Origin of the sequence: Mycobacterium terramassiliense (assembly GCF_900157385.1) — a bacterium.
In the GTDB taxonomy this organism is placed as follows: domain Bacteria; phylum Actinomycetota; class Actinomycetes; order Mycobacteriales; family Mycobacteriaceae; genus Mycobacterium; species Mycobacterium terramassiliense.
This window is the reverse complement of sequence record NZ_LT717700.1, coordinates 633,231-659,265: the sequence shown is the minus strand read 5'-3', so window position 1 is coordinate 659,265 and position 26,035 is coordinate 633,231. Positions and strand designations below refer to the sequence as shown.

Below are 26,035 nucleotides of genomic sequence, written 5' to 3'. Positions count from 1 at the left end.
GGTGAACGACCGGCAATTGTGAGAGGTTTTAGCGCATGGGTCGACTATTCGGCACCGACGGTGTCCGCGGGGTCGCCAATCGCGAGTTGACCGCCGAGCTGGCGCTGGCCCTGGGCGCCGCGGCGGCCCGGCACCTGGCGAGTTCGGACGGGCCCGGCCGGCGGGTCGCCGTGATCGGTCGCGACCCGCGGGCCAGCGGCGAAATGCTGGAGGCCGCCGTGATCGCCGGGCTGACCAGCCAGGGCGTCGACGCGCTGCGGGTCGGGGTGCTGCCCACCCCCGCGGTGGCGTACCTGACCGGCGCGTACGACGCCGACTTCGGGGTGATGATCTCGGCGTCGCACAACCCGATGCCCGACAACGGCATCAAGATCTTCGGCCCCGGTGGCCACAAGCTGGACGACGACACCGAGGATCAGATCGAGGAGCTGGTCGCGGCCGGACCCGGGTTGCGCCCGGTCGGGGCCGGGATCGGTCGCCGCATCGACGCCGAGGACGCCGCCGACCGCTACCTGCGCCACCTGTCCAAGACCTGCACGCTGCGCCTGGACGGCCTCACCGTCGTGGTCGACTGCGCCCACGGCGCCGCGTCGTCGGTGGCCCCGCGCGCCTACCGCGCCGCGGGCGCCCGGGTGATCGCGATCAACGCCGACCCCAACGGGCTCAACATCAACGACGGCTGCGGCTCGACCCACCTGGACTCGCTCAAGGCGGCGGTCATCGAGCACCGGGCCGACCTGGGCCTGGCACACGACGGCGACGCCGACCGCTGCCTGGCCATCGACGCCAACGGTGACCTCGTCGACGGCGACCACATCATGGTGGTGCTCGCGCTGGCGATGCGCGACGCCGGCGAACTGGCCTCCGACACGCTGGTGACCACCGTGATGAGCAACCTCGGGCTGCACCTTGCGATGCGCTCGGCCGGCATCGCGGTGCGCACCACCGGCGTCGGCGACCGCTACGTCCTGGAGGAGCTGCGCGCCGGCGACTACAGCCTCGGCGGCGAGCAGTCCGGCCACATCGTGATGCCCGCGGTCGGCTCCACCGGCGACGGCATCGTCACCGGGCTGCGGCTGATGACGCGCATGGTGCAGACCGGCGCGTCGCTGGCCGACCTCGCCTCGGTGATGCGGTCGCTGCCACAGGTGCTCATCAACGTCAAGGTCGCCGACAAGGCCACCGCCGCCGCGGCGCCCTCGGTGCAGAGCGCCGTCGAAAAGGCCGAGGCCGAACTGGGCGACACCGGCCGAATCCTGTTGCGCCCCTCCGGAACCGAGCCGATGATCCGGGTCATGGTGGAGGCGCCCGAGGAGGGCACGGCGCAACGCGTGGCCACCGCGGTCGCCGAAGCGGTGAGCGCCGCGCGCTGATCCACCGGTGCGGGAACCGCGACGCGGAGCCCGGCGTCGGATTAGGCATGAGACTCGATAGCGCGGGGGTACACAGGGTCGCCGACCAGCTGGGCGCGGCCGCCGAACTCCTTGACCGTGTCGTGGGAGATCACTTGGCGCGGTTGGCTTTCGGTGGGGCCAGCGCGGGCCGGGCGCACACCGCTCGCGGCGACGCCCTGCGCGTCCAGCTGGAGCGACTGACGGCCGAGGTGACGCGGTGGTCGCGGGCGGCCACCGACACCGCGGCCGCCCTGCGCGCCGGCGCCGACCGCTACGCCGACGCCGAACTGTACGCCGCGGCGCGGATCGCCTGACCGTGGCCGAACGGCTGGACGTCGCCGAGCGCCTCGCCGAGGGCCAGGCCGCCGTCGAGCACACCCAGGCCTACGTGCGGGCCTGCCACGCGCTCGGCTACCAGTACCCCGCGATGACGTCGCATCCCTTGCGGATTCGTGAGTGGTACGACAGCGAAGAGGGCCTCGACCTTCGCGCGCTCGATCGCGACTGCACCGAACTGCGGGCGGCGGGCGCGGCGGTCGCCGAAGCGCTGCGGCTGCAGCGCGCCCAGCTCGCCGACCTGGCCGCGGCATGGGCGGGCCCGGGCGGCGAGTCCGCGGTTCGGTTTCTGGAACGTCATTGCGACGCCGCGAGCGCGGTGGCTTCGGAAGTCCGCGCGGCGGCCCAGCGATGTGAGTCCCTGCGCGACAACCTGTGGTACCTGGTCGATTCGAAAGTCGCGGCGGCCATCGCCATCGACGATCGCACGCGGGCGCAGCAACCGGCGTGGTTGGCCGCGGCCGCCGCGATCACCAGCGGGGTGGGGGACCGCGCGAGCGCCGAGGGATTGGTCCGCGAGCAGATACAGCCCTACGTGGACAACGAGATTCGCGACGACTGGCTGACGACGATGCGGTCGACGGTCGACGGCGTGGACACGTCCTACGACATGGTCATCGACAGGATGGCCGCCGCGCCCCCGGTGCGCTTCGAGGTGCCCGGCGATCTCGGGCCCGGCTATCAGCCGCGCCAGGCAAGCCCGCCGGGTCCGCCCGCGGTGGTCACGCCCGCCGCGTTTTCCGGGCCGCCGGCGGCCCCCGTTGCGGCGCCCCCTCCGGCGATCCCGGCGCCGACTGCGGCGATCCCGGCGCCGACTGCGGCGATCCCGCCGCCGACTGCGGCGATCCCGCCGCCCCTACCCGACCTGGGGAGCGCCTCCGCCGTGCCCGCGGGCGAAGGGGGCGGCGGCCTCGGCGGTCTGGGCGGGCTCGCCAACCGGATCGTCGAGGCGATGGGTTCCCTGCTGGCTTCGGCGGTAGCCCCGGCCGACACCGCCGATGCCCTCGGCGACGGGGACCCGTTCCAGCCCCATGACGTCGAGGACGCCGAGGACGTCGAGGACGCCGAGGACCAACCCCACGGGCCGGAAGGGGTCAAAGAGGCCGAGAAGGTGCCGGACACCGCGGCGGCCAAGCCCGCCGACGAGGCACTACCGGTCGATGCGCCGGGCGCACGGGCCGATCCGCCCGCGCCGGTTGCCGAGGCTCCGGCCCCCGTTGCCGAGTCTCCGGCCCCGGTTGCCGAGCCGCCGCCCCCGGCAACCGAGGCGTCGACGCCGTGCCAGATCGCCGCCGACCAGCTTCCGCAGGCGGGGCGATGAGGGCTCAGGCGGGTCGCAGCGCGAGTGCGTCCTCGACGAAGCGCACGCCTTCGCGCGCGTCGGCGGCCAGCGGGCTCACCAACAGCGTGGTCACGCCGGCCTCGGCGAAGGCGGCGAGGCGTTCGGCGACGTACCCGCGGGGGCCGACGAGCGACATCCCGCGCACCAGTTCGTCGGGCACCAGGGCGATGGCCTCGGCCTTGCGGCCCGACAGGTAGAGCTCCTGGATCCGGTCGGCGACCTCGCCGAACCCGTACCTGGTGGCCAGGTTGTGATAGAAGTTGCGGCCCTTGGCGCCCATCCCGCCCAGGTAGAGCGCCAGCTGCGGCTTGACCCAAGCCAGCCGCTCTTCGACGTTGTCGCCGATGGCCAGCGATGCGTGCACCATGACGTCGAGGGGGCCCAGCGCCGGGTCCCGTTTGGCCGCCCCGGTGGCCAGCGCCTCGCCCCACACCAAGTGGGCCTTCTCCGGAAGGTAGAAGACGGGCTGCCAGCCCTCGGCGATCTCGGCGGTGAGTTCGACGTTCTTGGGGCCCAGCGCGGCGATGGAGATCGGAATGCGTTCGCGCACGGGGTGATTGATGAGCTGCAGGGCCTTGCCCAGGCCCGTTCCGCGGTCGGCGGGCAGCGGGATCTGGTAGTGCTCGCCGGAGTATTGCACTCGCTCGCGGCGCCACACCTGCCGGCAGATCTCCACGATCTCGCGGGTGCGGCCCAGCGGGGCGTCGAACTCGACGCCGTGGAATCCCTCCATCACCTGGGGTCCGGAGGTGCCGATCCCGAGCCGAAACCGCCCGCCGGACACGAAATCCAGGCCGGCGGCGGTCATCGCCAGCAGCGACGGCGTGCGGATGTAGATCGGAAACACCCCCGACGCCAGCTCGACGGTGCTGGTCTTGGCGGCCAGATACCCGAGCTGGCTGACGGCGTCGAACGAATAGGCCTCGGCGACCACCGCGACGTCGATGCCGGCTTTCTCGAGTTCGACGATGCGGTCCACGCCCTCGTGAAAGCCGCCCGAGTAGTCCAGAGCGATCCCGATTCGCATCCACGACAGATACCACGACGGCGGCGGCACGCCGCGATCGGCAGGGTGCGCGCGCCGGCGCCGGCAAATTGCTCCCGTCGCGAGATGTGCGCCCAGTAATTGTCTTTTGCTTGCGCGGCAACAGTTCGGGCAAAAGAAAAAGGAGCGGAAAAGCGCATGAAGTACCTGGTAGCGGCGACGATGTCGGATTCCACCGGGCGCATCTCCGGTGTCGATGCGGGACAGGCCAGCCAATCCGCCGCCGAGCAGTTCGTGATGTCGGACTGTCGCAAGCGGGTCAGCGACCGTCGTGTGCTCACCAGGGGGCCGGGGTCCGACGAGCGACGAAGCCGAGGCCGCGGCATTGGCCGCCGCCCACGGCGGGACGATCCTCAAAGACCATGGCCACTGCCTGGGAGATGCGTGAAGCTGATGCGCTCACGGCGCGTGGCTACTTGAGCAGCGCGACGACCTTTTCTTCGAGGGCGATCGGTTCGGCGTCGGGATCGGTTGGATCGGTCCGTGGCAGCTTCACGTCGGGATCGGCGAAGGCGCGGTAGGTCTTGTCCCCGCCCAGCGCGTAGAGGAGGTAGCCGGTCAGCAGCGCCCGGACCGAGCGCTGCGTGCGCCGGTCCGGGCCGGCCAGCCCGACGACCTTGGCCAGTCGGCGGCCCTCGACCAGCCCGCCGGATTCGGCCTTGTGCACAACGCGCAGCGTCGCGGTGTCCCACGCGGCGTTCAGCGCAAGGGCGTTGGAGTTCAGCGATTTCGGATCCCCCGGCGCGGCAAGGATCAAACCGGGGACCCGCAGCGTCGCGGCGGGCTGCTCGGCCGGGGGCGTGGTGACCGACGGGAAGAGCGCCGCCACGGCCGCGGGCTTGTCGGGCATGCCGGCCGCGGCGAACACGGCCGCCGAGCCGCCGAAACCGTGGCCCACCACGCCGAGCTTGGCGGGATGCACGCTGATGTTGCCGGGCCCCAGCCGCACCCCGGCGACGATGTCGAGGGCGGTGCCGAGGTCGAAAGCCAGGTTCAGCACCGAGGGCGCCAGGCCCCGCTGGGTGTCGGGCGCTCCGGCCACGATGCCCCACGACGCCAGGTGCTCGAGCAGGCCCGCGTAGCGGGCGGCGCCGGTGAGCCAGTCGTGGCCGAACGCCACGCCCGGCAGATTGAGCCCCGCTTCGGGCGTGTACACCACGCCCGGCAAACCGGCGAAGTCCAGGTCACCGCGCAAAACCCGGTGCGGGCCACGGCGGCTGAGGGCTGCGACGAGCTTCCGGATCCGAGCCACCCGTCGACGTTAGCGCATGGCCCCGCTAGGCCGTGACCTCGATGACACCCACCCGCCACAGCGCCGCGTACAGGTGGCGCAGCGGGATGCTCAGCAAACGAGAGGCGGCGTCGACCATCGGGTCACCCCCGGCGACCGGCTGGAGAGGGGCCCGCCTCGGCGCGGGCGCCACGGTCGGCCGCGGCGCGGCGGCGGCGGACACCACTTCGTCGAACAGAACAGCGGTCATGATTCCCTCCTGAAGATTTTTACGGGTCGTTCACCGACTCCCGGATTTCCGTTATTAACATTTGCTAGATGGTCATTTGCGTAAGGTTTACGAATAGTTGAACTATTGGCGTTGGCCGCTATTGAAAAGTTATCTTGAAGGATTACCGGCCGGATTTTCGGCGCTGCATCGTCGCGTTAAATCCTTGTTTTGCAGGTGGATCCGCCGGTAGAGGCCGAGCGTCACCCCCGTTATTCTCTCCGCTGGCCGCGGGTTGTTGCCAGCTGTTACCCGACATTTCGCAGTGTAAGTGGGACGGTTGCTGAACGGCGGACGTCAATGGGAACGACACGACTACATCGGGTGAAATAAACGGCGATCGTGTGTGACTGCGGTGTGAATGCATCGCTGCGGTCCTTCCCCTGCCGGTTTCGCTGACCACAGCCTCGCGCCCGCGCCTGGAGGGATCCTCAACGAATTCTTGGCGCCGCGGGCGGGCCGTATCCGCAGGTCGGGCTTGTGCTGGCGGGTCCGGCCCGATCGCTGCACTACCCTGTTCAGGATGTGCGGGATTGTCGGCTACGTCGGGCACCGCCCGGCCTGCGAGGTCGTCATGGACGCGCTGCGCCGGATGGAGTACCGCGGCTACGACTCATCGGGGCTCGCGCTGGTCGACGGCCAGGGCAAACTCACCGTCCGGCGCCGCGCCGGCCGGCTGGCCAACCTGGAAGAGGCGGTGGCCGAGATGGCCCCGGCGTCCAAGGTCGGCACCACCGGGCTCGGCCACACCCGCTGGGCCACCCACGGCCGTCCCACCGACCGCAATGCGCATCCGCACCGCGACGCCGCCGGCAAGATCGCCGTCGTCCACAACGGCATCATCGAGAACTTCCCGGCCCTGCGCCACGAGCTGGAGGCGGCCGGCGTGGAGTTCGCCAGCGACACCGACACCGAGGTGGCGGTGCACCTGGTGGCCCAGGCCTACCGCCACGGCGAGACCGCGGGTGACTTCGTGGCCTCGGTGCTGGCGGTGCTGCGCCGGCTCGAGGGTCACTTCACCCTGGTGTTCGCCAACGCCGACGAGCCGGGCACGATCGTGGCGGCCCGCCGCTCGACGCCGCTGGTGATCGGCGTCGGGGACGGCGAGATGTTCGTCGGCTCCGACGTGGCCGCGTTCATCGAGCACACCCGCAACGCCGTGGAGCTCGGCCAGGACCAGGCCGTCGTGATCAACGCCGACGGCTACCGCATCACCGACTTCCACGGCAACGTCGACGTCGAGTACCGCGAATTCCACATCGACTGGGACCTGGCCGCCGCCGAAAAGGGCGGCTATCCGTACTTCATGCTCAAGGAGATCGCCGAGCAGCCCACCGCGGTCGCCGACACCCTGCTCGGGCACTTCGTCGACGGCCGGATCGTCCTCGACGAGCAGCGCCTGTCCGATCAGGAACTGCGCGAGATCGACAAGGTGTTCGTGGTGGCCTGCGGCACCGCGTACCACTCGGGGCTGCTGGCCAAGTACGCGATCGAGCACTGGACCCGGCTGCCGGTGGAGGTCGAGCTGGCCAGCGAATTCCGCTACCGAGACCCGGTGCTGGACCGCAGCACGCTGGTCGTCGCCATCTCGCAGTCCGGCGAGACCGCGGACACCCTCGAAGCGGTCCGGCACGCCAAGGAGCAGAAGGCCAAGGTGCTGGCGATCTGCAACACCAACGGCTCGCAGATTCCGCGGGAGTGCGACGCGGTGCTCTACACGCGCGCCGGCCCGGAGATCGGCGTGGCCTCGACCAAGACCTTCCTGGCCCAGATCGCCGCCAATTACCTGGTCGGCCTGGCGCTGGCGCAGGCCCGCGGCACCAAGTACCCCGACGAGGTCGAGCGCGAGTACCGCGAGCTGGAGGCGATGCCCGACCTGGTGGCCCGGGTGTTGGGGATGATCGAGCCGGTGGCCGCGCTGGCGCACCGGTTCGCCCAGTCCTCGACCGTGCTGTTTCTCGGTCGCCACGTCGGCTACCCGGTGGCGCTGGAAGGCGCGCTGAAGCTCAAGGAACTGGCCTACATGCACGCCGAGGGCTTCGCCGCCGGCGAGCTCAAGCACGGCCCGATCGCGCTGATCGAAGACGACCTGCCCGTCATCGTCGTGATGCCCTCGCCCAAGGGGCAGGCCACGCTGCACGCCAAGCTGCTGTCCAACATCCGCGAGATCCAGACCCGCGGCGCGGTGACCATCGTCATCGCCGAAGAGGGCGACGACACCGTGCGTCCCTACGCCGACCACCTGATCGAAATCCCCTCCGTGTCAACGCTTCTGCAGCCGCTGCTGTCGACCATCCCGCTGCAGGTGTTCGCCGCGTCGGTCGCGCAGGCCCGCGGCTACGACGTCGACAAGCCGCGAAACCTGGCCAAGTCCGTCACCGTCGAGTAGGCGCTCGCCGCTGCGGTCCTCTCGGCGGAAACGCCGGCGGTATTGGGCGAAGTTGTACGGCCCACAGCCCGGCGTGCCAAAGTTGAACCCGTGGCAAACGCATCGGTGGGGACACGGCTGCGGCGGATCTGGCTCGCCGTGTGGCATTTCGTCACCGGCGCGCCGTTGACCTACAGCTGGCTGCTGGTGCTGACGATCACCACGATCATCCAGAACGAACTCCCCGGGCGCCAGCTGCACTCGGTGCTGCTGCACCGGTCCACCAACATTCACGCGCTGGGAACCGATCCGCTCGACGTGCTGTTTTCCAGCCTGCTCTGGCTCGACGGCAAGGACCTGGAACCGTACCTGCTGCTGTTCACCCTGTTTCTCGCTCCCGCCGAGCACTGGCTCGGCCAATTGCGTTGGCTCACCATCGGATTGACCTCCCACATCCTCGCTACCTACATCAGCGAGGGCATCCTGTACTTCGCGATCGAGGAACACGAGGCGTCCGAGCGGCTGGTGCACGCCCGCGACATCGGGGTTAGCTATTTCCTGGTCGGCGTCATGGCCGTGCTGACGTACCACATCGCGCGGCCGTGGCGCTGGGGCTACCTCGGCGTGCTGCTCGTCATCTTCGGTTTTCCGCTGCTGACGATGAACCGCCACGAGCTGAACTTCACCGCGATCGGTCACTTCGCCGCGATCCTCATCGGCCTGTGCTTCTATCCGATGGCGCGCGAACGCAAGCGTCCGGCGTTGAACCCGGCGCACCTGCGAGCCGCTTTCCGGCGAGTCGGTTCGCGCGAGGGGTAGCGATGGGGGTCCGCGCGCTCTACGGCGCATCGCTGTCACCCGACGCCACCGCCTTCGCCCACCTGGTCGACGACGGCGGTTATCCCCACGCGGTCCAGCGCTTCCTGCGTGGCCGCCAGTTCAGCTCCGCGCGCAACGTCGAACTTCCGGTGCGGGGCCCGGTCTCGCGGGTCATCCACTCCGCCGACGGCCACTGGCTGGCCTGCGAGGTGGCCCCCGAGGGCGGCACCCGCAGGCAGATCTGGGTGGTCACCACAGATCCCGAGGACCGGATGGCGTGGCGCGCCGACCGCGAGGAGGACGGGACCGCCGAGCTGATCGGCTGGGACGGCACCCGGATCGCGGCCATCCTGACGGGCGAGGACGGGGTGGGACGGTCGTGCCTGATCGATCCGGCCGACGGCGCTTGCACCGTGCTGGACCGCCGCTCCGGCGCCCGGCTCGTCGACGCGTGGGCGGGCGCGTCGCTGATCCGGGTCGGGCCGCGCGGCTACCGCGAGATGGTAATGCTGCACGGGGACACCGAAATCGCCCTGTTGCCTTCCGATCCCGGCTCGGTGACGGCGTACGGCGCGATCCTCGACGATCACCACCCCCGCCGCCTGCGCTACGGCCCGACCGGCGAACTGACCAGGCTGTACAACCCCGGCGTGGGCGCCGACGGATACTTTCGCGCGCTGCTCATCAGCGACAACGGCTGTGAACACGCCCGGCTGCTGGAGGTGATCGCCACGCTGGACGGGGTGAGCTACTTCGTGGTGGCCGAGCGCCCCGACTGCGATCTCGACGAGTTCGCCGTCAGCGCCGACATGTCCACCGTCGCCCTGCTGTGGAACCTGCAGGGCCGCAGCGAGTTACAGATCCTCGATCACACCGACTACACGCTGGCCGAACCGATTGCATTGCCGGGCGACGTCGCGGGCGAGCTGTCGCTGAGCGCCGGCGGCTCGATGGTGGCGATGACCGTGCAGGGCCCGGCGATGCCGCGCACCGTCGAGCTGGTCGACCCGCGCACCGGTGAATGGCAGCTCGTGGACCGCGAACCCAGCCGCGGCCCGCTGGCCCGGGGCTTTTCCGCCCGGCCCACCCGGGAGACGATCACCGCGCGCGACGGGCTGAACCTGCCATCGTGGCTGTACCGGTCGTCGGTAAATGGTTGCGGCGCAGGCGCGTTGGTGTACCTGCACGGCGGCCCGGAAGGGCAGGCCAGGCCCGACTACAGCGAAATCTTCCCGGAGGTGCTCAACGCCGGTATCAGCGTGCTGACGCCGAACGTGCGCGGCTCCGGCGGGCTGGGCCGCTCCTTCGTGCACGCCGACAACAAGGAGAAGCGCTTCGCGGCCATCGATGACGTTGCCGACTGCGTGCGCTTTCTGGTGGACAACGAGGTGGCCGACCCGAGCCGGATAGCCTGCGCGGGCTGGTCCTACGGCGGCTACCTGACGATGGCGGCCATGACGTTTTACCCGGAGCTGTTCGCCGCGGGCGTCACCATCTGCGGGATGAGCGACCTGACCACCTTCTACCGCAACACCGAGCCGTGGATCGCCGATGCCGCCTACCCGGAGTACGGCCACCCGGTCTACGACCGCGAACTGCTCGAGCGGCTGTCGCCGTTGCGGCGGGTGGACGGCCTGACCGCGCCGCTGCTCGTCGTGCACGGCGCCCGCGACACCAACGTGCCGGTCAGCGAATCCGAGCAGATCGTCGCGGCGCTGCGGCACGCCGGTCGCGACGTGCGGTACCTGCTGTTCGCCGACGACGGCCACGAGATCGTCAAGCGCGAGAACCACGCGGCGCTGGCCGCGGCGATGACCGAATGGCTGACCGAGGCGTTCGCCCGGCCCGCCTAGGGCATGGAATGCTTGCGGTGATGCGGCATTACTACTGCGTGGACGCGATCCGCGACGCCGAAGCTCCGCTGTTGGCCAGCCTGCCCGACGGCGCACTGATGCGGCGCGCGGCGTTCGGGCTGGCGACCGAGATCCTCGCCGAGTTGACCGCCCGCGCGGGCGGGGTCGCCGGGCGCCGGGTGTGCGCGGTCGTCGGCTCGGGGGACAACGGCGGGGGCGCGCTGTGGGCCGCGACCTTCGTGCGCCGCCGCGGCGCGGCCGCCGACGCGGTGCTGCTCAACCCCGAGCGCACCCACCGCAAGGCGCTGGCCGCGTTCCGCAAGGACGGGGGCCGAATCGTCGAAAGCGTCGCGCCGACAACCGATCTCGTCATCGACGGGGTGGTGGGGATCTCCGGTTCGGGCCCGCTGCGGCCGGCGGCGGCCGAGGTGTTCGCCGCGGTGGACGACGCGGGCATCCCCGTCGTCGCCGTGGACATCCCGAGCGGCATCGACGTGGCGACCGGGGCGATCACCGGCCCCGCGGTCCGCGCCGCGCTGACCGTCACCTTCGGCGGGCTCAAACCCGTGCACGCGCTGGCCGATTGCGGGCGCGTCAAGCTGATCGACATCGGCCTCGACCTACCCCACACCGATGTGTTGGGTTTCCAGGCCGCCGACGTCGTCTCGCGCTGGCCGGTGCCCGGCCCGCACGACGACAAGTACACCCAGGGCGTGACGGGGGTGATGGCCGGCTCGTCGACCTATCCCGGCGCGGCCGTGCTGTGCACCGGCGCCGCGGTCGCGGCCACCTCCGGCATGGTCCGCTACGCCGGCAGCGCCCACCGCGAGGTGCTCGCCCGGTGGCCCGAGGTAATCGCCTCACCCACCCCGGCGGCGGCCGGGCGGGTGCAGTCCTGGGTCGTGGGCCCCGGCCTGGGCACCGACGAGACCGGGGCCGCGGCGCTGTGGTTCGCGCTCGACACCGACCTGCCGGTGATCGTGGACGCCGACGGCCTGACCATCCTGGCGGCCCACCCCGAACTGGTGGCGAACCGGGCCGCGCCGACGGTGCTCACCCCGCACGCCGGTGAATTCGCCCGGCTGGCGGGTAGTCCGCCGGGGGACGACCGCGTCGGCGCGTGCCGCAAGCTGGCCGACGCGTTCGGCGCGACGGTGCTGCTCAAGGGGAACGTGACCATCATCGCCGACCCCGGCGGCCCGGTGTACCTGAGCCCCGCCGGGCAGTCCTGGGCGGCCACCGCCGGGTCCGGCGACGTGCTGTCCGGGATGATCGGCGCGCTGCTGGCCTCCGGTCTGCCGGCCGCCGAGGCGGCCGCGGCCGCGGCGCTCGTGCACGCGCGCGCGGCGGCCTGCTCGGCCGCCGACCCGGGGCCCGGTGAGGCGCCGACGTCGTCGTCGCGCATGGTTCCGCACATCCGGGCGGCCCTGGCCGCCCTCTAGAGAGGAATTCGCAGTGCCCCAACACCCGTCCGTCCCCGCGCACTCCATCGCCCCGGCCTACACCGGCCGCCTGTTCACCACGCCGGTGCCGGCGTTGCGGCTGCCCGAGGAGTCGATGGACCCAGAGGCCGCCTACCGCTTCATCCACGACGAGCTGATGCTCGACGGCAGCTCCCGGCTCAACCTGGCCACCTTCGTGACCACCTGGATGGATCCGGAGGCCGGGAAGTTGATGGCCGAGACGTTCGACAAGAACATGATCGACAAGGACGAATACCCGGTGACCGCCGCGATCGAGCAGCGCTGCGTGTGCATGGTGGCCGACCTGTTCCACGCCGACGACCTGCGCGACGACGATCCGTCCAGCGCCTGCGGGGTGTCCACCATCGGCTCCAGCGAGGCGGTGATGCTGGGCGGGCTGGCGATGAAATGGCGCTGGCGGGCGAAGATCGGGAAGGGTTGGGAGGCCCGCAAGCCCAACCTGGTGATGGGCTCCAACGTCCAGGTGGTGTGGGAGAAGTTCTGCCGCTACTTCGACGTCGAACCGCGCTACCTGCCGATGGAGGAGGGCCGCTACGTCATCACCCCCGAGCAGGTGGTCGACGCCGTCGACGAGGACACCATCGGGGTGGTGGCGATCCTCGGCACCACCTATACCGGTGAGCTCGAACCCATCGCCGAGATCTGCGCGGCGCTGGACAAGCTGGCCGCCGGCGGCGGCGTGGACGTCCCCGTGCACGTCGACGCCGCCAGCGGCGGCTTCGTCGTCCCCTTCCTGCACCCGGAACTCAAGTGGGATTTCCGGCTGCCGCGGGTGGTGTCGATCAACGTCAGCGGCCATAAGTACGGGCTGACCTACCCGGGCGTCGGGTTCGTCGTCTGGCGCAGCAAGGAGTATCTGCCCGAGGAGCTGGTGTTCCACGTGAACTACCTGGGCGGCGACATGCCGACCTTCACGCTGAACTTCTCCCGCCCCGGCAACCAGGTGGTCGGCCAGTATTACAACTTCCTGCGGCTGGGCCGCGAGGGCTACACGCAGGTCATGAGGACGCTGTCGTCGACGGCGCGCTGGCTGGGCGAGCAGCTCCGCGACGGCGACCACTGCCAGCTGATCTCCGACGGTTCGGCCATCCCGGTGGTCAGCTTCCGGCTGGCCAAGGACCGTGGCTACACCGAGTTCGACGTCTCCCACGAGCTGCGCGGCTACGGCTGGCAGGTGCCCGCCTACACCATGCCCGAGAACGCCACCGACATCTCGGTGCTGCGCATCGTGGTGCGCGAAGGCCTGTCCGCCGACTTGGCCAGGGCGCTGCACGACGACGCCCGCAGCGCGCTGGCGTCGCTGGACAAGCTCAAGCCCGGCGGGCACTACGACGCCCAGCATTTCGCGCACTGATCTTCGGCGCCGACCGTCGACTTGCTGCGCTGATCAGGCCGAATGCGCTACAACGAGTCGACGCTCGGCGACGTTCCGCGCACTTCTGGGACAATGGCGGCCGTGGCCGCTACGCCGATATCTCTGACGCCCGGCATGCTCGCCGAGGCCGTCGTGGACCTGGGCGCCATCGCGCACAACGTGCGGGTGCTGCGCGAGCACGCCGGTGGCGCGCAGGTGATGGCCGTCGTCAAGGCCGACGGCTACGGCCACGGCGCGACGCACGTCGCCCGCGCGGCCCTGGCCGCCGGGGCGGCGGAGCTGGGCGTGGCCACCGTCGACGAGGCCCTGGCCCTGCGCGCCGACGGCATCACCGCCCCGGTGCTGGCCTGGCTGCACCCGCCCGGCATCGACTTCGGGCCGGCGCTGCTGGCCGACGTGGAGATCGCCGTGTCCTCGGTGCGCCAGCTCGACGAGGTGGCCGACGCGGTGGGCCGGACCGGGCGGACGGCCACGGTGACCGTCAAGGTGGACACGGGATTGAACCGCAACGGCGTCGCCCCGGCGCAGTATCCGGCGATGCTGAGCGCGCTGCGCGCCGCCGTCGCCCAGGACGCCATCCGGCCGCGCGGGCTGATGTCGCACATGGTGTACGCCGATCAGCCCGACAACCCCATCAATGACGTTCAGGCCCAACGGCTTTCCGAGATGCTGGCGCTGGCGCGCGCCAAGGGGGTGCGGTTCGGGGTTGCCCACCTGGCGAATTCGGCGGCCACCATGTCGCGGCCCGACCTGGCCTTCGACCTGGTGCGGCCGGGCATCGCGGTGTACGGGCTGAGCCCGGTTCCCGGGCTCGGCGACATGGGGCTGGTCCCGGCGATGACGGTGAAATGCCCGGTCGCGCTGGTGAAGTCGATTCGCGCCGGCGAGAGCGTGTCCTATGGGCACACGTGGACGGCGCAACGGGACACCACCCTGGCGCTGCTGCCGATCGGCTACGCCGACGGCGTGTTCCGCTCGCTGGGCGGGCGCCTCGAGGTGCTGATCAACGGCAGGCGCCGGCCCGGCGCCGGCCGGATTTGCATGGACCAGTTCATGGTCGACCTGGGTCCCGGGCCGGTCGATGTGGCCGAGGGCGACGAGGCGATCCTGTTCGGGCCCGGCACCCGCGGCGAACCCATCGCGCAGGATTGGGCCGACCTGCTCGGCACCATCCACTACGAAGTGGTCACCAGCCCTCGGGGGCGGATCACCAGAACCTATCGCGAGGCCGGAACCGTTGAGCGCTGACAGGACCCGCAGGCGCCACAGGGGCAGGGCCTGGCTTGCGGGGGGAGCGGGGGTGGCCGCCGTCGCCACCATCGTCGGCGCCTCCGCCCGCCGGTCGATGACCCAGCGTGCCAGCGCCGTCGAAGACCCTTACGCCGACGAGGATTTCGAGCGGATCGACCGTGACCGCGCCTACGTGGTGACCACACCCGACGGGGTGCCGCTGGCAGTCCGCGAGGCCGGGCCGGTGGACGCGCACGTGACCATGGTCTTCGTCCACGGCTTCTGCCTGCGCATGGGCGCCTTCCACTTCCAGCGGACCCGCCTGCCCAACCGGTTGGGTGCGCCCGTGCGGATGGTGTTCTACGACCAGCGCGGGCACGGGCGCTCCGGCACCGGCGAGCCCGAGACGTACACGCTCACCCAACTGGGAGAGGACCTGGAAAGCGTGCTGCGCGCGGTCGCCCCCCGCGGGGTGGTCGTGCTGGTCGGGCATTCCATGGGCGGCATGACGGTGCTCGCGCACGCTCGCCAGTTCCCCGAGCACTACGGCGGCAGGATCGTCGGCGCCGCGATCATTTCCTCCGCGGCCGAAGGGGTTACCCGGTCCCCCCTGGGCGAGATCCTGAAAAACCCTGCGCTGGAAGCCTTCCGGTTCACCGCCCGCTCCGCGCCCAAGCTGATGCACCGCGGCCGCAACGTGTCGCGGTCGCTGATCGGGCCGATCCTGCGCGCCGCGTCCTACAGTGACCTGCAGGTCAGCCGGAGCCTGGACGCGTTCTCCCAGCGGATGATGAACGGCACCCCGATCGCCACCATGGTGGGCTTTTTGGACGCCCTGGAAAAGCACGACGAAACCGCCGGGCTGTGGACGTTGCTCAAGGTGCCCACCCTGATCGCGTGCGGCGATCACGACCTGCTCACCCCGGACGAATACTCGCGCAAGATGGCCGCCTCGCTGCCGCGCTCCGAGCTGGTCATCGTCGCCGGGGCGAGCCACCTGGCGCTGCTGGACAAGCCCGAGGCCATCAACGACGGGCTGGTCCGGCTCGTCCACCGGGCCGTCCCGGGCAAGATGGCCCTGCGCTACCGGCGACTCCAGCAACGGTTGCGGCGCGATGGCTGAGTCCGATGGCGGCGGCACGGCCACCTGCGAGCGCGTCGAGGACACCGTAGCGCTGGGCTCGCGGCTGGGCCGCGAACTGCGGGCCGGCGACGTGGTGGTGCTCTCCGGTCCGCTCGGGGCGGGAAAAACCGTGCTGGCCAAGGGGATTGCCGCGGCGATGGACGTCGACGGGCCCGTCACGTCGCCGTCGTACGTGCTGGCCCGGGTGCATCCGCCGCGGCGGTCCGGCGCGCCGGCGATGATCCACGTCGACATGTACCGGCTCCTCGACCAGGGACGCGCCGACCTGCTGGGTGAGCTCGACTCCCTGGACCTCGACACCGATCTCGACGACGCGGTCGTCGTGGTCGAGTGGGGCGAGGGGCTCGCCGAACGCCTCGCCGAGCGACACCTCGACATCCGTTTGGAGCGGGTCAGCCACTCCGACGTGCGGATCGCCACCTGGGAGTGGGGCCGCCCGTGAATCTCGTTCTGGCCCTGGACACTTCGACCCCGGCCGTCACGGCGGGCTTGGTACGGATCGAGCGCGGCGTCGACACCGTGCTGGCCGAGCGGGTCACCGTCGACGCCCGCGCGCACGCCGAGCGATTGACGCCCAACGTGGTCGCCGCCCTCGCCGACGCCGCGCTGACGATGGCCGATCTCGATGCCGTCGTGGTGGGTTGCGGGCCGGGGCCGTTCACCGGGCTGCGCGCCGGGATGGCGACGGCGGCCGCCTACGGGCATGCGCTGGGCATCCCGGTGCACGGGGTGTGCAGCCTGGACGCCATCGGGGTGCGCACCAGCGGCGACGTCCTGGTGGTCACCGACGCCCGCCGCCGCGAGGTCTACTGGGCCCGCTACCGCGACGGGTTCCGCACGGCCGGGCCGGCAGTCAACGCCCCCGCCGATGTCGACCCCGGACCGGCGCGGGCGGTGGCGGGCTCGCCCGAACACGCGGCGCTGTTCGGCCTGCCGGTCCGGGGGCCCGTCCACCCGCCGCCGGCCGGCCTCGTCGCCGCGGTGCCCGACTGGTCGGAGCCCCCGCCGCCGCTCGTCGCGCTCTATCTCCGGCGCCCCGACGCCAAGCCCCTGGCGGCCCCCCGGTGACGGCCTGCCGCGAGCCCGTGACGCTCGGCGCGTTGACGCCCGCCGACGCCGAGCGCTGCGCCGAGCTGGAGGCCCAGCTGTTCCCCGGCGACGACCCGTGGCCCGCGGTCGCGTTCAACCGGGAACTGGACGCCAAACACAATCACTACGTGGCCGCGCGCGTCGCCGCCGGCAGGCTGGTCGGCTACGCCGGCATCTCGCGGCTGGGCCGCACCCCCCCGTTCGAGTACGAGGTGCACACCATCGGGGTGGACCCGGACTATCAGGGCCAGGGCATCGGCCGCCGCCTGCTCGACGAGCTGCTCGCCTTCGCCGCCGGCGGCGCGGTCTACCTGGAGGTGCGCACCGACAACGAGGCGGCCATCGCGCTGTATCGCAGCACCGGGTTCGAGCAGATCGGCCTGCGCCGCCGCTACTACCGGGTCAGCGGCGCCGACGCGTACACCATGCGGCGGGCGGGGGCACCTCCCGCTTGCGGGGGAGCGCTCACATGATCATCCTCGCCATCGAAACCTCCTGCGACGAAACGGGAGTCGGCATCGCGCGCCTCGATGATGACGGCGGCGTGACCCTGCTCGCCGACGAGGTCGCGTCCAGCGTCGACGAACACGTCCGCTTCGGCGGCGTCGTCCCCGAGATCGCCTCGCGCGCCCACCTCGAGGCGCTGGGCCCCGCCATGCGCCGCGCGCTGGCGGCCGCCGGCCTGGACAAGCCCGATGACAAACCGGACATCGTCGCGGCCACCATCGGGCCCGGGCTGGCCGGCGCCCTGTTGGTGGGAGTCGCCGCGGCCAAGGCGTACGCGGCCGCGTGGGACGTGCCGTTCTACGCCGTCAACCACCTGGGCGGGCACCTGGCCGCCGACGTCCACGAGCATGGGCCGCTGCCCGAATGCGTGGCGCTGCTGGTGTCCGGCGGGCACACCCACCTGTTGCACGTCCGCTCGCTCGGCGAACCGATCGTCGAGCTGGGCAGCACCGTCGACGACGCCGCCGGCGAGGCCTACGACAAGGTGGCCAGGCTGCTGGGGCTGGGCTATCCGGGCGGCAAGGCGCTCGACGACCTGGCCCGCACCTGCGACCGGGAGGCCGCAGAGATCCCCGCGTTCCCGCGCGGCATGACGGGCCCGGCCGACGACGCCTACGCGTTCAGCTTCTCCGGGCTCAAGACCGCGGTCGCCCGGTATGTGGAGAGCCATCCCGACGCGGCGACCCCCGACATCGCCGCCGGCTTCCAGGAGGCCGTCGCCGACGTGCTCACCCGCAAGGCGGTGCGCGCGGCCACCGAACTGGGCGTCTCGACCCTGCTGATCGCCGGGGGAGTGGCCGCGAACTCGCGATTGCGGGAGCTCGCCACGCAGCGCTGCGCGGCCGCGGGGCTGACGCTGCGCATCCCCCGGCCGCGGCTGTGCACCGACAACGGCGCGATGATCGCCGCCTTCGCCGCGCACCTGGTTGCCGCGGGGGCGCCGCCGTCGCCCCTGGACGTGCCCAGCGACCCCGGCCTGCCGGTGGTAAAAGCGCAGGTGGGCTGATGTTCGCTCAGCGCGGACACGCCAATGCGTCAGAAGCACCGGGGCGGCCTTGAGTGCTAGCACTCGCATGTATAGAGTGCTAGGTGGCAATCGGCCAAGCCCTGTGCCGGCACCCGCGACGACGGCGCTCGGGCAACGGATGGATGCTGGGTCAACTGATATTCGGGCGGTTCGGGGCTTGCCCCGGACCGACCGCCAACTCCGGCCGGGGTGAACGCCCCGGACCGAGATCTACAAATGTCCGGGGCGAAGGCCCCGGACCCGACTAACTAGTGGAGGGCTCCAATCGTGGCGAAGGTGAACATCAAGCCACTCGAGGACAAGATTCTCGTGCAGGCCAACGAGGCCGAGACCACGACCGCGTCCGGTCTGGTCATTCCTGACACCGCCAAGGAGAAGCCGCAGGAAGGCACCGTCGTCGCAGTCGGCCCCGGCCGGTGGGATGAGGACGGCGAGAAGCGGATCCCGCTGGACGTTTCGGAGGGTGACACCGTCATCTACAGCAAGTACGGCGGCACCGAGATCAAGTACAACGGCGAGGAGTACCTGATCCTGTCCGCCCGCGACGTGCTGGCTGTCGTATCCAAGTAAGGACCGTGTTCCGCCCCGGCGATCCCCGCGCACACCGCGGGTGATTTCCGGGGCGGCATGCGTTCGTAGCGGGTGAAGGAGACTGATGAGCAAGATCATTGAGTACGACGAAACCGCGCGCCGCGCCATGGAGGCGGGCGTGAACAAGCTCGCCGACGCGGTACGCGTGACGCTGGGCCCGCGCGGCCGGCATGTGGTGCTGGCCAAGGCGTTCGGCGGGCCGGCGGTGACCAACGACGGCGTCACGGTCGCGCGCGACATCGACCTGGACGACCCGTTCGAGAACCTCGGCGCCCAGCTGGTCAAGTCGGTGGCCACCAAGACCAACGACGTCGCCGGCGACGGCACCACCACGGCGACCGTGCTGGCGCAGGCGCTGATCAAGGACGGCCTGCGCATGGTCGCCGCCGGCGCCAACCCCATCGAGCTGGGCGTCGGGATCGGCAAGGCCGGCGACGCGGTGTCCGAGGCGCTGCTCGCGGAGGCCACCCCGGTGGCCGGCAAGGAGGGCATCGCCCAGGTGGCGACGGTGTCGTCGCGCGACCAGCAGATCGGCGAGCTGGTCGGTGAGGCCATGACCAAGGTCGGCGCCGACGGCGTGGTCAGCGTCGAGGAATCCTCGACCCTGAGCACCGAGCTGGAGTTCACCGAGGGCGTCGGCTTCGACAAGGGCTTCCTGTCGGCGTATTTCGTGACCGACTTCGACTCGCAGGAGGCCGTGCTCGACGACCCGGTGATCCTGCTGCACCAGGAGAAGATCAGCTCTCTGCCCGACCTGCTGCCGATGCTCGAGAAGATCGCCGAATCGGGCAAACCGCTGCTGATCATCGCCGAGGACATCGAGGGCGAGGCGCTGGCGACCCTGGTGGTCAACTCGATTCGCAAGACGCTGAAGGCCGTCGCGGTCAAGGCGCCGTTCTTCGGCGATCGCCGCAAGGCGTTCCTCGAGGACCTCGCGGTGGTCACCGGCGGCCAGGTGATCAACCCCGACGCCGGGCTGCTGCTGCGCGAGGTCGACACCGACGTGCTGGGCTCGGCCCGTCGCGTGGTGGTCAGCAAGGATGACACCATCGTCGTCGAGGGCGGCGGCTCCAAGGACGCGGTCGAGGCCCGCATCAAGCAGCTGCGCGCCGAGATCGAGAACAGCGACTCGGACTGGGACCGCGAGAAGCTGCAGGAACGGCTGGCCAAGCTGGCCGGCGGCGTGGCCGTCATCAAGGTCGGTGCCGCCACCGAGACCGCGCTCAAGGAGCGCAAGGAAAGCGTCGAGGACGCCGTCTCGGCCGCCAAGGCGGCCGTCGAGGAGGGCATCGTCGCGGGCGGCGGAACGGCGCTCATCCACGCCCGCAAAGCGCTGACGCAGCTTCGTGGGACGGTGAGCGGCGACCAGGCGCTCGGGGTCGACGTGTTCTTCGAGGCGTTGGCGGCCCCGCTGTACTGGATCGCCACCAACGCCGGGCTGGACGGCTCGGTCGTGGTCAACAAGGTCAGCGAGCTGCCCGTCGGGCAGGGGTTGAACGCCGAGACGCTCGCTTACGGCGACCTGCTCGGCGCCGGCGTCATCGACCCGGTCAAGGTGACCCGCTCGGCCGTCGTCAACGCGGCGTCGGTGGCCCGAATGGTGCTCACCACCGAGACCGCGATCGTCGACAAACCCGCCGACGCGGACGAGCACGACCACGGCCACGGCCACGGCCATCACCACCACCACTGAGCGACAGATGCCCGACCGTGGGCCTTCGGTAGGAAAACTCAACGGTTTTCGTGCGTAGGCCCCACGGTCGGCATCTGGACTATCGAACGCCCCGGCTATTCGCCGGGGCGTTTCGGTTTCTGATCCTGTGAGGCACAGGCGGCCGGTGGGCGCAGCTCGAGCAGCACAGCAATGCATCCCCGCTCGCGCGCATGCATACTCTCGAGCACGGACATTGAAGTCGCCCAACGGATCCACTCGGGAGCAACGTGGTAGCTCTCGCCCATCACGAATGGAGACGATGCATGAGCATGGCATACCTGGCGCAGCCGGAGCAGCAGCAGCAGTTGGAATGGCTCGACGGCGGCACGCTGGCGATCTTGCTCGACGGCAAGGCCACCGATGGCCAGTTGATGATCGGACGCTTCGATGTCAGCGAGGGCGAAGCACCCCCGTATCACAAACACACGCGTGAGGACGAGGTCTTCATGCTGATCAAGGGGACCGCGTTGCTCTGGTACGACGACCAGGAGATGGAGCTCTCGGAAGGCGGTATCGTCTTCTTGCCCAAGAACATTCCGCACGCCTATCGCATCACATCCAAGAAGGCGGATCTGCTCATGGTCAACACCCCCGCGGGGATCGAAGGTATGTTCCGCTACGCCGGCCGTGACAAGGCGACGCCGCGCCCGGACGGTTTCGAAATCTCACCCGCACGGATGGCCGAGGGAGCGGACAAGTTCGGACAGGTCATTCTCGGCCCTCCGCGCTGACCGCGCACTCATCCGGGGAGGCCCGTCCCGCACTGGTGCCCGGGGGGAGATTGGTCGCTTTACAGCCAGGCCAGTGCGGCGACGACGAGCGCTTGCGTGCCGGTGTCCAGGGTCGGCTGAATGACCGGGGCGAACGTCGGCGAGTGGTTCACCGGGATGTCTTGACTAACTCGTCCGGCGTCGAGAGCCTTGCGGTACAGCTCATTATCGATTCCTCCTATGCCCCAATAGGTGTAAGGGGCTTTTAGTGCTTTCGGGATATCGCTGAAGTCCTCACTGGCCGACTGCGCCGCCATCGGTTGGAAGCGTTCACCGAAAAATCCGGCGAACGCGTCACTGACCCGCTCGGTGACCTCAGCATCGTTAACGGTGAGCGGGAAGCGGTCGTAGAGCTCAAAGACCGGTGCCTTTGGGGAATTGGACGCCTGGCACTCAGCGATCACGATGCGGCGGATCGCGGCGAGCACCGCGCTTCGCGTGGATTCGTCATAGGTGCGCAGATTGAGTTCGAGCACTGCCTGATCACCGATCACGTTGCTTTTGGTGCCGGCGTGGATGCTGCCGACCGTGAGCACCACGGTGTCGGTGGGGGCGACCTCACGCGAGACGATGGTTTGAAGACGCACCACGATCATCGCCGTGAGAACCACCGGGTCGACCCCGGCCTGCGGCATCGAACCGTGGGCGCCGCGGCCATACACCGTGATGCGCATGCTGTCGGCGGCCGAGAGCACTGGCCCACGGTGGGTGCCAACATGGCCGGCTGGTGCCGGAAGCACATGCTGGGCAAGGGCCACGTCGACCGGTGGAACGGCGGTAGTCAGCCCGTCGTCGACCATGACCGAGGCGCCATCGCCGACTTCTTCGGCGGGCTGAAACAGCGCGATCGCGGTTCCGTTCCAGTGATCGCTGCCCCCGGCGAGCAATGCCGCAGCGCCAAGCAGACAGGTGACGTGCACATCGTGGCCGCACGCATGCATCACGGGGACTTCATTGCCCGCGGCGTCGGAGGCGCGCACGGTGCTGGCATAGGGAAGGCCGGTGGCCTCCTCTACGGGCAGCGCGTCCATGTCGGCGCGCATCAGCACGGTGGGGCCGGCGCCGTTGCGCAGCACGCCGACGACGCCGGTGCCGCCGATTCCGTCGCGCACTTCATAGCTCAATCCGCGCAACTTGTCCGCGGCCAGGTTCGCCGTGCGATGTTCCTGATGGGACAGTTCGGGGTGCCGGTGGATGTCGCGATAAAGGTTTTCCTGCCAGGGGCGGATTTCCGCCAGGCCCTTGAGGATTTCGGCGGCGCGCTTCGATGCGGTGGTCATTTTTCCCTTCGATCTCTCGGTGCCTCCCGGGCACGCCGACGGTGGAGCCGTTACCTCCGGCTACCCGCGCACCGATCCGAGGCAATCGCTGCACTGGTGCCCACGCCGCCCGGTTAGTCACGGGTGTCGGACCGCGTGCCCAACATCCGCGAGGTATTGGTTGACCGATGCCACCGCGATGGCTCCCTCGCCCATCGCCGCGGCCACACGTCGGGTCGCCCCCCGGCGAACGTCTCCTGCCGCGAATATCCCCGGCTGACTTGTTTGCAGAATCGACGGATGCCGCGCCCGGTCCATCCGATCCTCTCCGCTGTCGAGATCTGAGCCGGTTAATACGAACCCGTGCGTGTCGAGCGCCACCTCACCGGCAAGCCACGCCGACTGCGGCTGCGCGCCGATGAAGACAAACAATGTCCGGACCGCCAGTTCGGTGCGCGATCCATTTTCGTTGTCTTCCACCACGATTGAGGTCAAAACGTCGTCGCCGCGCAGCTCGCGCACCTCGGTGTGTGTCATCACCGTGATGCGGTGGTCGCGGGAGATCTGGTCGGCGAGATATCGCGACATCTTGGCGCCCAGGTCGCTGTCGCGCACCAGGAGGTAGACGCGCCGGGCGGTATCGGCCAGAAACACAGCCGCCTGTCCGGCCGAATTACCCCCGCCGATGACTGCCACCGGTTCGACGCCGCAGGCCTGCCGCTCGTTGACCGTAGCCTCGTAATACACGTTGGCGGTCTCGAACCGGTCCAAACCCGGCACGTCCAAGCGCCGATAGCGTGCACCCGACGCGACGACGACCGTGCGGGCGTGCACGACGTGGTCGCCGCCCAGATCCGCCCGGAAATAACCGTCATGGAACGCCAGCGCGGTCACGGTGGCCGGCACCAGCAGTTGCGCGCCGAACCTGGTCGCCTGGACGAAGGCGCGTTCGGTCAGCTCTGCCCCGGAAATGCCCGCGGGAAAGCCGAGATAGTTCTCAATCCGTGAGGTGGTGCTGGCCTGACCGCCGACGGCGACGGCATCGACGGCGGTGACGCTCAGACCGTCCGAGGCGCCGTAAACGCTGGCGGCGAGCCCGGCGGGCCCCGCACCGACGACGAGCAGGTCACAGACCGCGGCGGGCCCGGGCGATGCGAACATGCCGAGCTCAGCGGCGACCGCGGAATTGGAGGGGTTCCGCAGCAGCTTGCCGCGTCCGAGAATAACCACCGGGGTTTCTTGCGGGTCCACGTTCATTCTTCGCAGGAAGGCATCGACGCGTGAATCCTTCTCAAGGTCGATCCACTTGTGCGGCAATCTATTTCGAGCCGAAAACTCCAGTAGCCTGCGGGTATCGGGGACGTGACCGGAGCCGATGATACGCATTCCGGCCCCGCGCTCGATCAGGCGCGAACGCCGGATTAAGAAAGCCCGCAGAATCGTTTCCCCGAGCACCGAATCCTGCAACGCGACGTCGCTGAGGCGGCCTACAGGGACCGCCAGTATCTCCCCGGCCTGCACCGCCCGTGCACCGAAGATGGCCGGCTGTCCCTCCAGCATGCCCAACTCGCCGAGGATCCCGCCTTGTCCATGAACCTGGATCGTTCGGTCGTCGTCGGGATCACTCTCTACGATGCCGACCCGTCCGCTCAGCACCACCAGGACCTCGCCGACACGCTGTCCGGGATGGTAGAGAACGTCTCCGACCGCGATGGGTCGGCGCTGGCCCCACGACTGAAGCACGTCCAATTGGTCCGCACTCAGACACGGGAAAGCCTCATGGCTGTCCGGCGTTTCAGGCGGCGGTCGGTCCGCCTCGATGTCATCGGAAGACATGTCTCACTGTAGGCACGGCGGAGTTTCCGCTACGGCGATTGCCCGAGCATATTGCGCCCGCGGCACGACTCGGCGTTCGATGGGTGGGTGAGCGACGTAGGCATCGACACCACCGTCTCGCCCAGCGGCCCGGGGTGCGTGGAGTGCGACCACCAACTCGGCTGGTGGTTTCATCTGCGCCGCTGCGCCGAGTGCGGCCATGTCGGCTGCTGTGACAACTCGCCGGGCCAGCACGCCAGCGCCCACGCCAACACGACCGGGCATCCCGTGATCGCCAGCTATGAGCCGGGCGAAGACTGGTTTTACGACTACCGGGACCAACAGTTCTATGACGGCCCGCGACTTGCGCCCCCAGAACATCACCCGCTGGACCAGCCGACGCCGGGACCAGCCGGGCGTGTCCCCGCCGACTGGCAACAGCTGCTGCGTTGACATTGCGCCAACGGGCTCTGGCGCATCATTGCTCGCAGCGTGACCACGGAACGTCGGGCGCGGCATGAGGCCATGCCAGGGAATGCGGTGCTCGATGCGGATCGCCGTGAGCTGAAACGATGTCGCTCAAGCGGCCGTATCATTCGGCGGCCGTGGAGCCGTTGTCGATGGGGATGGTCTGTCCGGTAATGGATCTTGCGCTGTCGGAGGCGAGGAAGACCGCCAGGGCAGCAATGTCGTCGGGGTCGACGAAGCGTTTGATGGATTGGATGCTCATGGCGTCCGCGGTCACCTCTTCCAGACTCTGTCCGGTGGACTGGGCGCGGCTTTTGAGCACGCGCTGGATGCGGTCGCCCGCCACCGCGCCCGGGGCGATGGCGTTCACGCGTATCCCGTGGCCTCCCAGTTCGATGGCCAGCGTCTCTGTGAGAGCGATCAATCCCCTTTTGGTGACAGCGTAGGGACTGCGCTGGGGATAGCCGAACCTGCCGCCGACGGAGGACATGATGATGACGACGCCGGCGTCAGACCTCCTCAGGAACGGGATGGACAACCTCGTGACGTTGAAGGTGCCGGTCAGGTTGACCGCGAGCACTGCATCCCACTGCTCGGGATCCATATCCTCCACCGACGAGGTCGGTCCCGAGATACCGGCGTTGTTGATCAGCACGTCGATACCACCCAGCACATCGACAGCGGAGCTGACGAAAGCCTCGACTGCGGAGCGATCGGACACGTCACAGACTGTTGCGGTGATCGCCGAATTTTCATGGCTAAAGCGCGTGAGGGCCTGCTCGTCGACATCACAGATGTGCACTCGGTCCCCGTTAGCCGCGAAGGTCTTCGCGACCGCGAGCCCGATTCCGGCGGCCGCGGCCGTCACTACGACCCGTCGTCCGCCGTTCATAGCCGCTTCCCCTC

24 protein-coding genes are annotated in these 26,035 nt (G+C 69.8%); 18 read left to right on the top strand and 6 right to left on the bottom strand.

From position 1 onward, the window contains the following. Positions 1-35: 35 nt before the first annotated feature. From glmM to MTAB308_RS11190, 3 genes are read left to right on the top strand one after another with little or no spacing between them, the layout of a single operon-like run. Positions 36-1,373, top strand: a complete 1,338-nt coding sequence (gene glmM / locus MTAB308_RS11200; RefSeq protein WP_077099499.1) for a phosphoglucosamine mutase — start codon at positions 36-38, stop codon at positions 1,371-1,373. 47 nt (positions 1,374-1,420) lie between these two features. Then, positions 1,421-1,708 (top strand): hypothetical protein, encoded by a 288-nt coding sequence (locus tag MTAB308_RS11195; RefSeq protein WP_077099498.1) that lies wholly within the window; start codon positions 1,421-1,423, stop codon positions 1,706-1,708. 2 nt (positions 1,709-1,710) lie between these two features. Continuing rightward, entirely contained in the window at positions 1,711-3,051 is a 1,341-nt protein-coding gene (locus tag MTAB308_RS11190; RefSeq protein ID WP_077099497.1) for a hypothetical protein, read from the top strand. 4 nt (positions 3,052-3,055) lie between these two features. On the opposite strand, the gene MTAB308_RS11185 is transcribed toward MTAB308_RS11190, so the two are convergent. The 3 genes from MTAB308_RS11185 to MTAB308_RS11175 form a co-directional block, all read right to left on the bottom strand. Further along, the gene (locus tag MTAB308_RS11185; RefSeq protein WP_077100135.1) at positions 3,056-4,099 is read right to left on the bottom strand and encodes an LLM class F420-dependent oxidoreductase; all 1,044 of its coding nucleotides are present in this window, start codon (positions 4,097-4,099) and stop codon (positions 3,056-3,058) included. Between the two features lie 430 nt (positions 4,100-4,529). After that, positions 4,530-5,369, bottom strand: a complete 840-nt coding sequence (locus MTAB308_RS11180) for a dienelactone hydrolase family protein (RefSeq protein WP_077099496.1) — start codon at positions 5,367-5,369, stop codon at positions 4,530-4,532. Between the two features lie 25 nt (positions 5,370-5,394). Continuing rightward, positions 5,395-5,598 carry an Rv1535 family protein gene (locus tag MTAB308_RS11175; RefSeq protein ID WP_077099495.1) on the bottom strand — a complete coding sequence of 68 codons (204 nt, stop codon included), beginning with the start codon at positions 5,596-5,598 and terminating at the stop codon, positions 5,395-5,397. 541 nt (positions 5,599-6,139) lie between these two features. On the opposite strand from MTAB308_RS11175, the gene glmS reads away from it, so the two are divergent. The 14 genes from glmS to MTAB308_RS11105 all read left to right on the top strand — a co-directional run bounded on the left by glmS (position 6,140) and on the right by MTAB308_RS11105 (position 21,548). Continuing rightward, on the top strand, positions 6,140-8,005 hold the full coding sequence (glmS, locus tag MTAB308_RS11170; RefSeq protein ID WP_077099494.1) for a glutamine--fructose-6-phosphate transaminase (isomerizing): 1,866 nt from the start codon (positions 6,140-6,142) through the stop codon (positions 8,003-8,005). Positions 8,006-8,095: 90 nt separating this feature from the next. Further along, positions 8,096-8,803 (top strand): rhomboid-like protein, encoded by a 708-nt coding sequence (locus MTAB308_RS11165; protein WP_108637270.1) that lies wholly within the window; start codon positions 8,096-8,098, stop codon positions 8,801-8,803. A gap of 2 nt (positions 8,804-8,805) precedes the next feature. Then, entirely contained in the window at positions 8,806-10,656 is a 1,851-nt protein-coding gene (locus MTAB308_RS11160) for an alpha/beta hydrolase family protein (protein ID WP_077099493.1), read from the top strand. Positions 10,657-10,676: 20 nt separating this feature from the next. Then, the gene (locus tag MTAB308_RS11155) at positions 10,677-12,098 is read left to right on the top strand and encodes a bifunctional ADP-dependent NAD(P)H-hydrate dehydratase/NAD(P)H-hydrate epimerase (RefSeq protein WP_077100133.1); all 1,422 of its coding nucleotides are present in this window, start codon (positions 10,677-10,679) and stop codon (positions 12,096-12,098) included. 13 nt (positions 12,099-12,111) lie between these two features. Further along, positions 12,112-13,494, top strand: a complete 1,383-nt coding sequence (gene gad / locus MTAB308_RS11150) for a glutamate decarboxylase (RefSeq protein ID WP_077099492.1) — start codon at positions 12,112-12,114, stop codon at positions 13,492-13,494. Positions 13,495-13,596: 102 nt separating this feature from the next. Further along, positions 13,597-14,763, top strand: a complete 1,167-nt coding sequence (alr, locus tag MTAB308_RS11145; RefSeq protein WP_216823661.1) for an alanine racemase — start codon at positions 13,597-13,599, stop codon at positions 14,761-14,763. Positions 14,764-14,815: 52 nt separating this feature from the next. Then, positions 14,816-15,868 (top strand): alpha/beta fold hydrolase, encoded by a 1,053-nt coding sequence (locus MTAB308_RS11140; RefSeq protein ID WP_173842152.1) that lies wholly within the window; start codon positions 14,816-14,818, stop codon positions 15,866-15,868. Next, a complete protein-coding gene (gene tsaE, locus MTAB308_RS11135; protein ID WP_077099490.1) occupies positions 15,861-16,331 on the top strand; it encodes a tRNA (adenosine(37)-N6)-threonylcarbamoyltransferase complex ATPase subunit type 1 TsaE in 471 nt (156 codons plus the stop codon). Before MTAB308_RS11140 ends, tsaE begins: the two co-directional genes overlap by 8 nt. Next, the gene (gene tsaB / locus MTAB308_RS11130) at positions 16,328-16,957 is read left to right on the top strand and encodes a tRNA (adenosine(37)-N6)-threonylcarbamoyltransferase complex dimerization subunit type 1 TsaB (protein ID WP_077100132.1); all 630 of its coding nucleotides are present in this window, start codon (positions 16,328-16,330) and stop codon (positions 16,955-16,957) included. Before tsaE ends, tsaB begins: the two co-directional genes overlap by 4 nt. Continuing rightward, the gene (rimI, locus tag MTAB308_RS11125) at positions 16,954-17,451 is read left to right on the top strand and encodes a ribosomal protein S18-alanine N-acetyltransferase (RefSeq protein WP_077099489.1); all 498 of its coding nucleotides are present in this window, start codon (positions 16,954-16,956) and stop codon (positions 17,449-17,451) included. The genes tsaB and rimI overlap by 4 nt, the downstream gene beginning before the upstream one ends. Beyond that, positions 17,448-18,491: a tRNA (adenosine(37)-N6)-threonylcarbamoyltransferase complex transferase subunit TsaD gene (tsaD, locus tag MTAB308_RS11120; RefSeq protein WP_077099488.1), complete on the top strand. Its 1,044-nt coding sequence runs from the start codon at positions 17,448-17,450 to the stop codon at positions 18,489-18,491. Before rimI ends, tsaD begins: the two co-directional genes overlap by 4 nt. A gap of 288 nt (positions 18,492-18,779) precedes the next feature. After that, positions 18,780-19,082, top strand: coding sequence for a co-chaperone GroES (gene groES / locus MTAB308_RS11115; protein WP_007167930.1), 303 nt, complete (start codon positions 18,780-18,782; stop codon positions 19,080-19,082). An 85-nt stretch (positions 19,083-19,167) separates the two neighbouring features. Further along, on the top strand, positions 19,168-20,796 hold the full coding sequence (groL, locus tag MTAB308_RS11110) for a chaperonin GroEL (protein ID WP_077099487.1): 1,629 nt from the start codon (positions 19,168-19,170) through the stop codon (positions 20,794-20,796). Between the two features lie 284 nt (positions 20,797-21,080). After that, on the top strand, positions 21,081-21,548 hold the full coding sequence (locus tag MTAB308_RS11105; protein WP_066907668.1) for a cupin domain-containing protein: 468 nt from the start codon (positions 21,081-21,083) through the stop codon (positions 21,546-21,548). A 59-nt stretch (positions 21,549-21,607) separates the two neighbouring features. Here MTAB308_RS11105 and MTAB308_RS11100 read toward each other — a convergent pair whose 3' ends face one another. Together MTAB308_RS11100 and MTAB308_RS11095 are read right to left on the bottom strand one after the other, a co-directional pair. After that, entirely contained in the window at positions 21,608-22,867 is a 1,260-nt protein-coding gene (locus tag MTAB308_RS11100) for an amidohydrolase (RefSeq protein ID WP_077099486.1), read from the bottom strand. A gap of 117 nt (positions 22,868-22,984) precedes the next feature. After that, a complete protein-coding gene (locus MTAB308_RS11095) occupies positions 22,985-24,682 on the bottom strand; it encodes an FAD-dependent oxidoreductase (protein WP_077099485.1) in 1,698 nt (565 codons plus the stop codon). Between the two features lie 87 nt (positions 24,683-24,769). On the opposite strand from MTAB308_RS11095, the gene MTAB308_RS11090 reads away from it, so the two are divergent. Continuing rightward, positions 24,770-25,114 carry a UBP-type zinc finger domain-containing protein gene (locus MTAB308_RS11090; RefSeq protein WP_077100130.1) on the top strand — a complete coding sequence of 115 codons (345 nt, stop codon included), beginning with the start codon at positions 24,770-24,772 and terminating at the stop codon, positions 25,112-25,114. A gap of 139 nt (positions 25,115-25,253) precedes the next feature. On the opposite strand, the gene MTAB308_RS11085 is transcribed toward MTAB308_RS11090, so the two are convergent. Further along, positions 25,254-25,997 carry an SDR family oxidoreductase gene (locus MTAB308_RS11085; RefSeq protein WP_216823660.1) on the bottom strand — a complete coding sequence of 248 codons (744 nt, stop codon included), beginning with the start codon at positions 25,995-25,997 and terminating at the stop codon, positions 25,254-25,256. Positions 25,998-26,035: the final 38 nt, after the last annotated feature.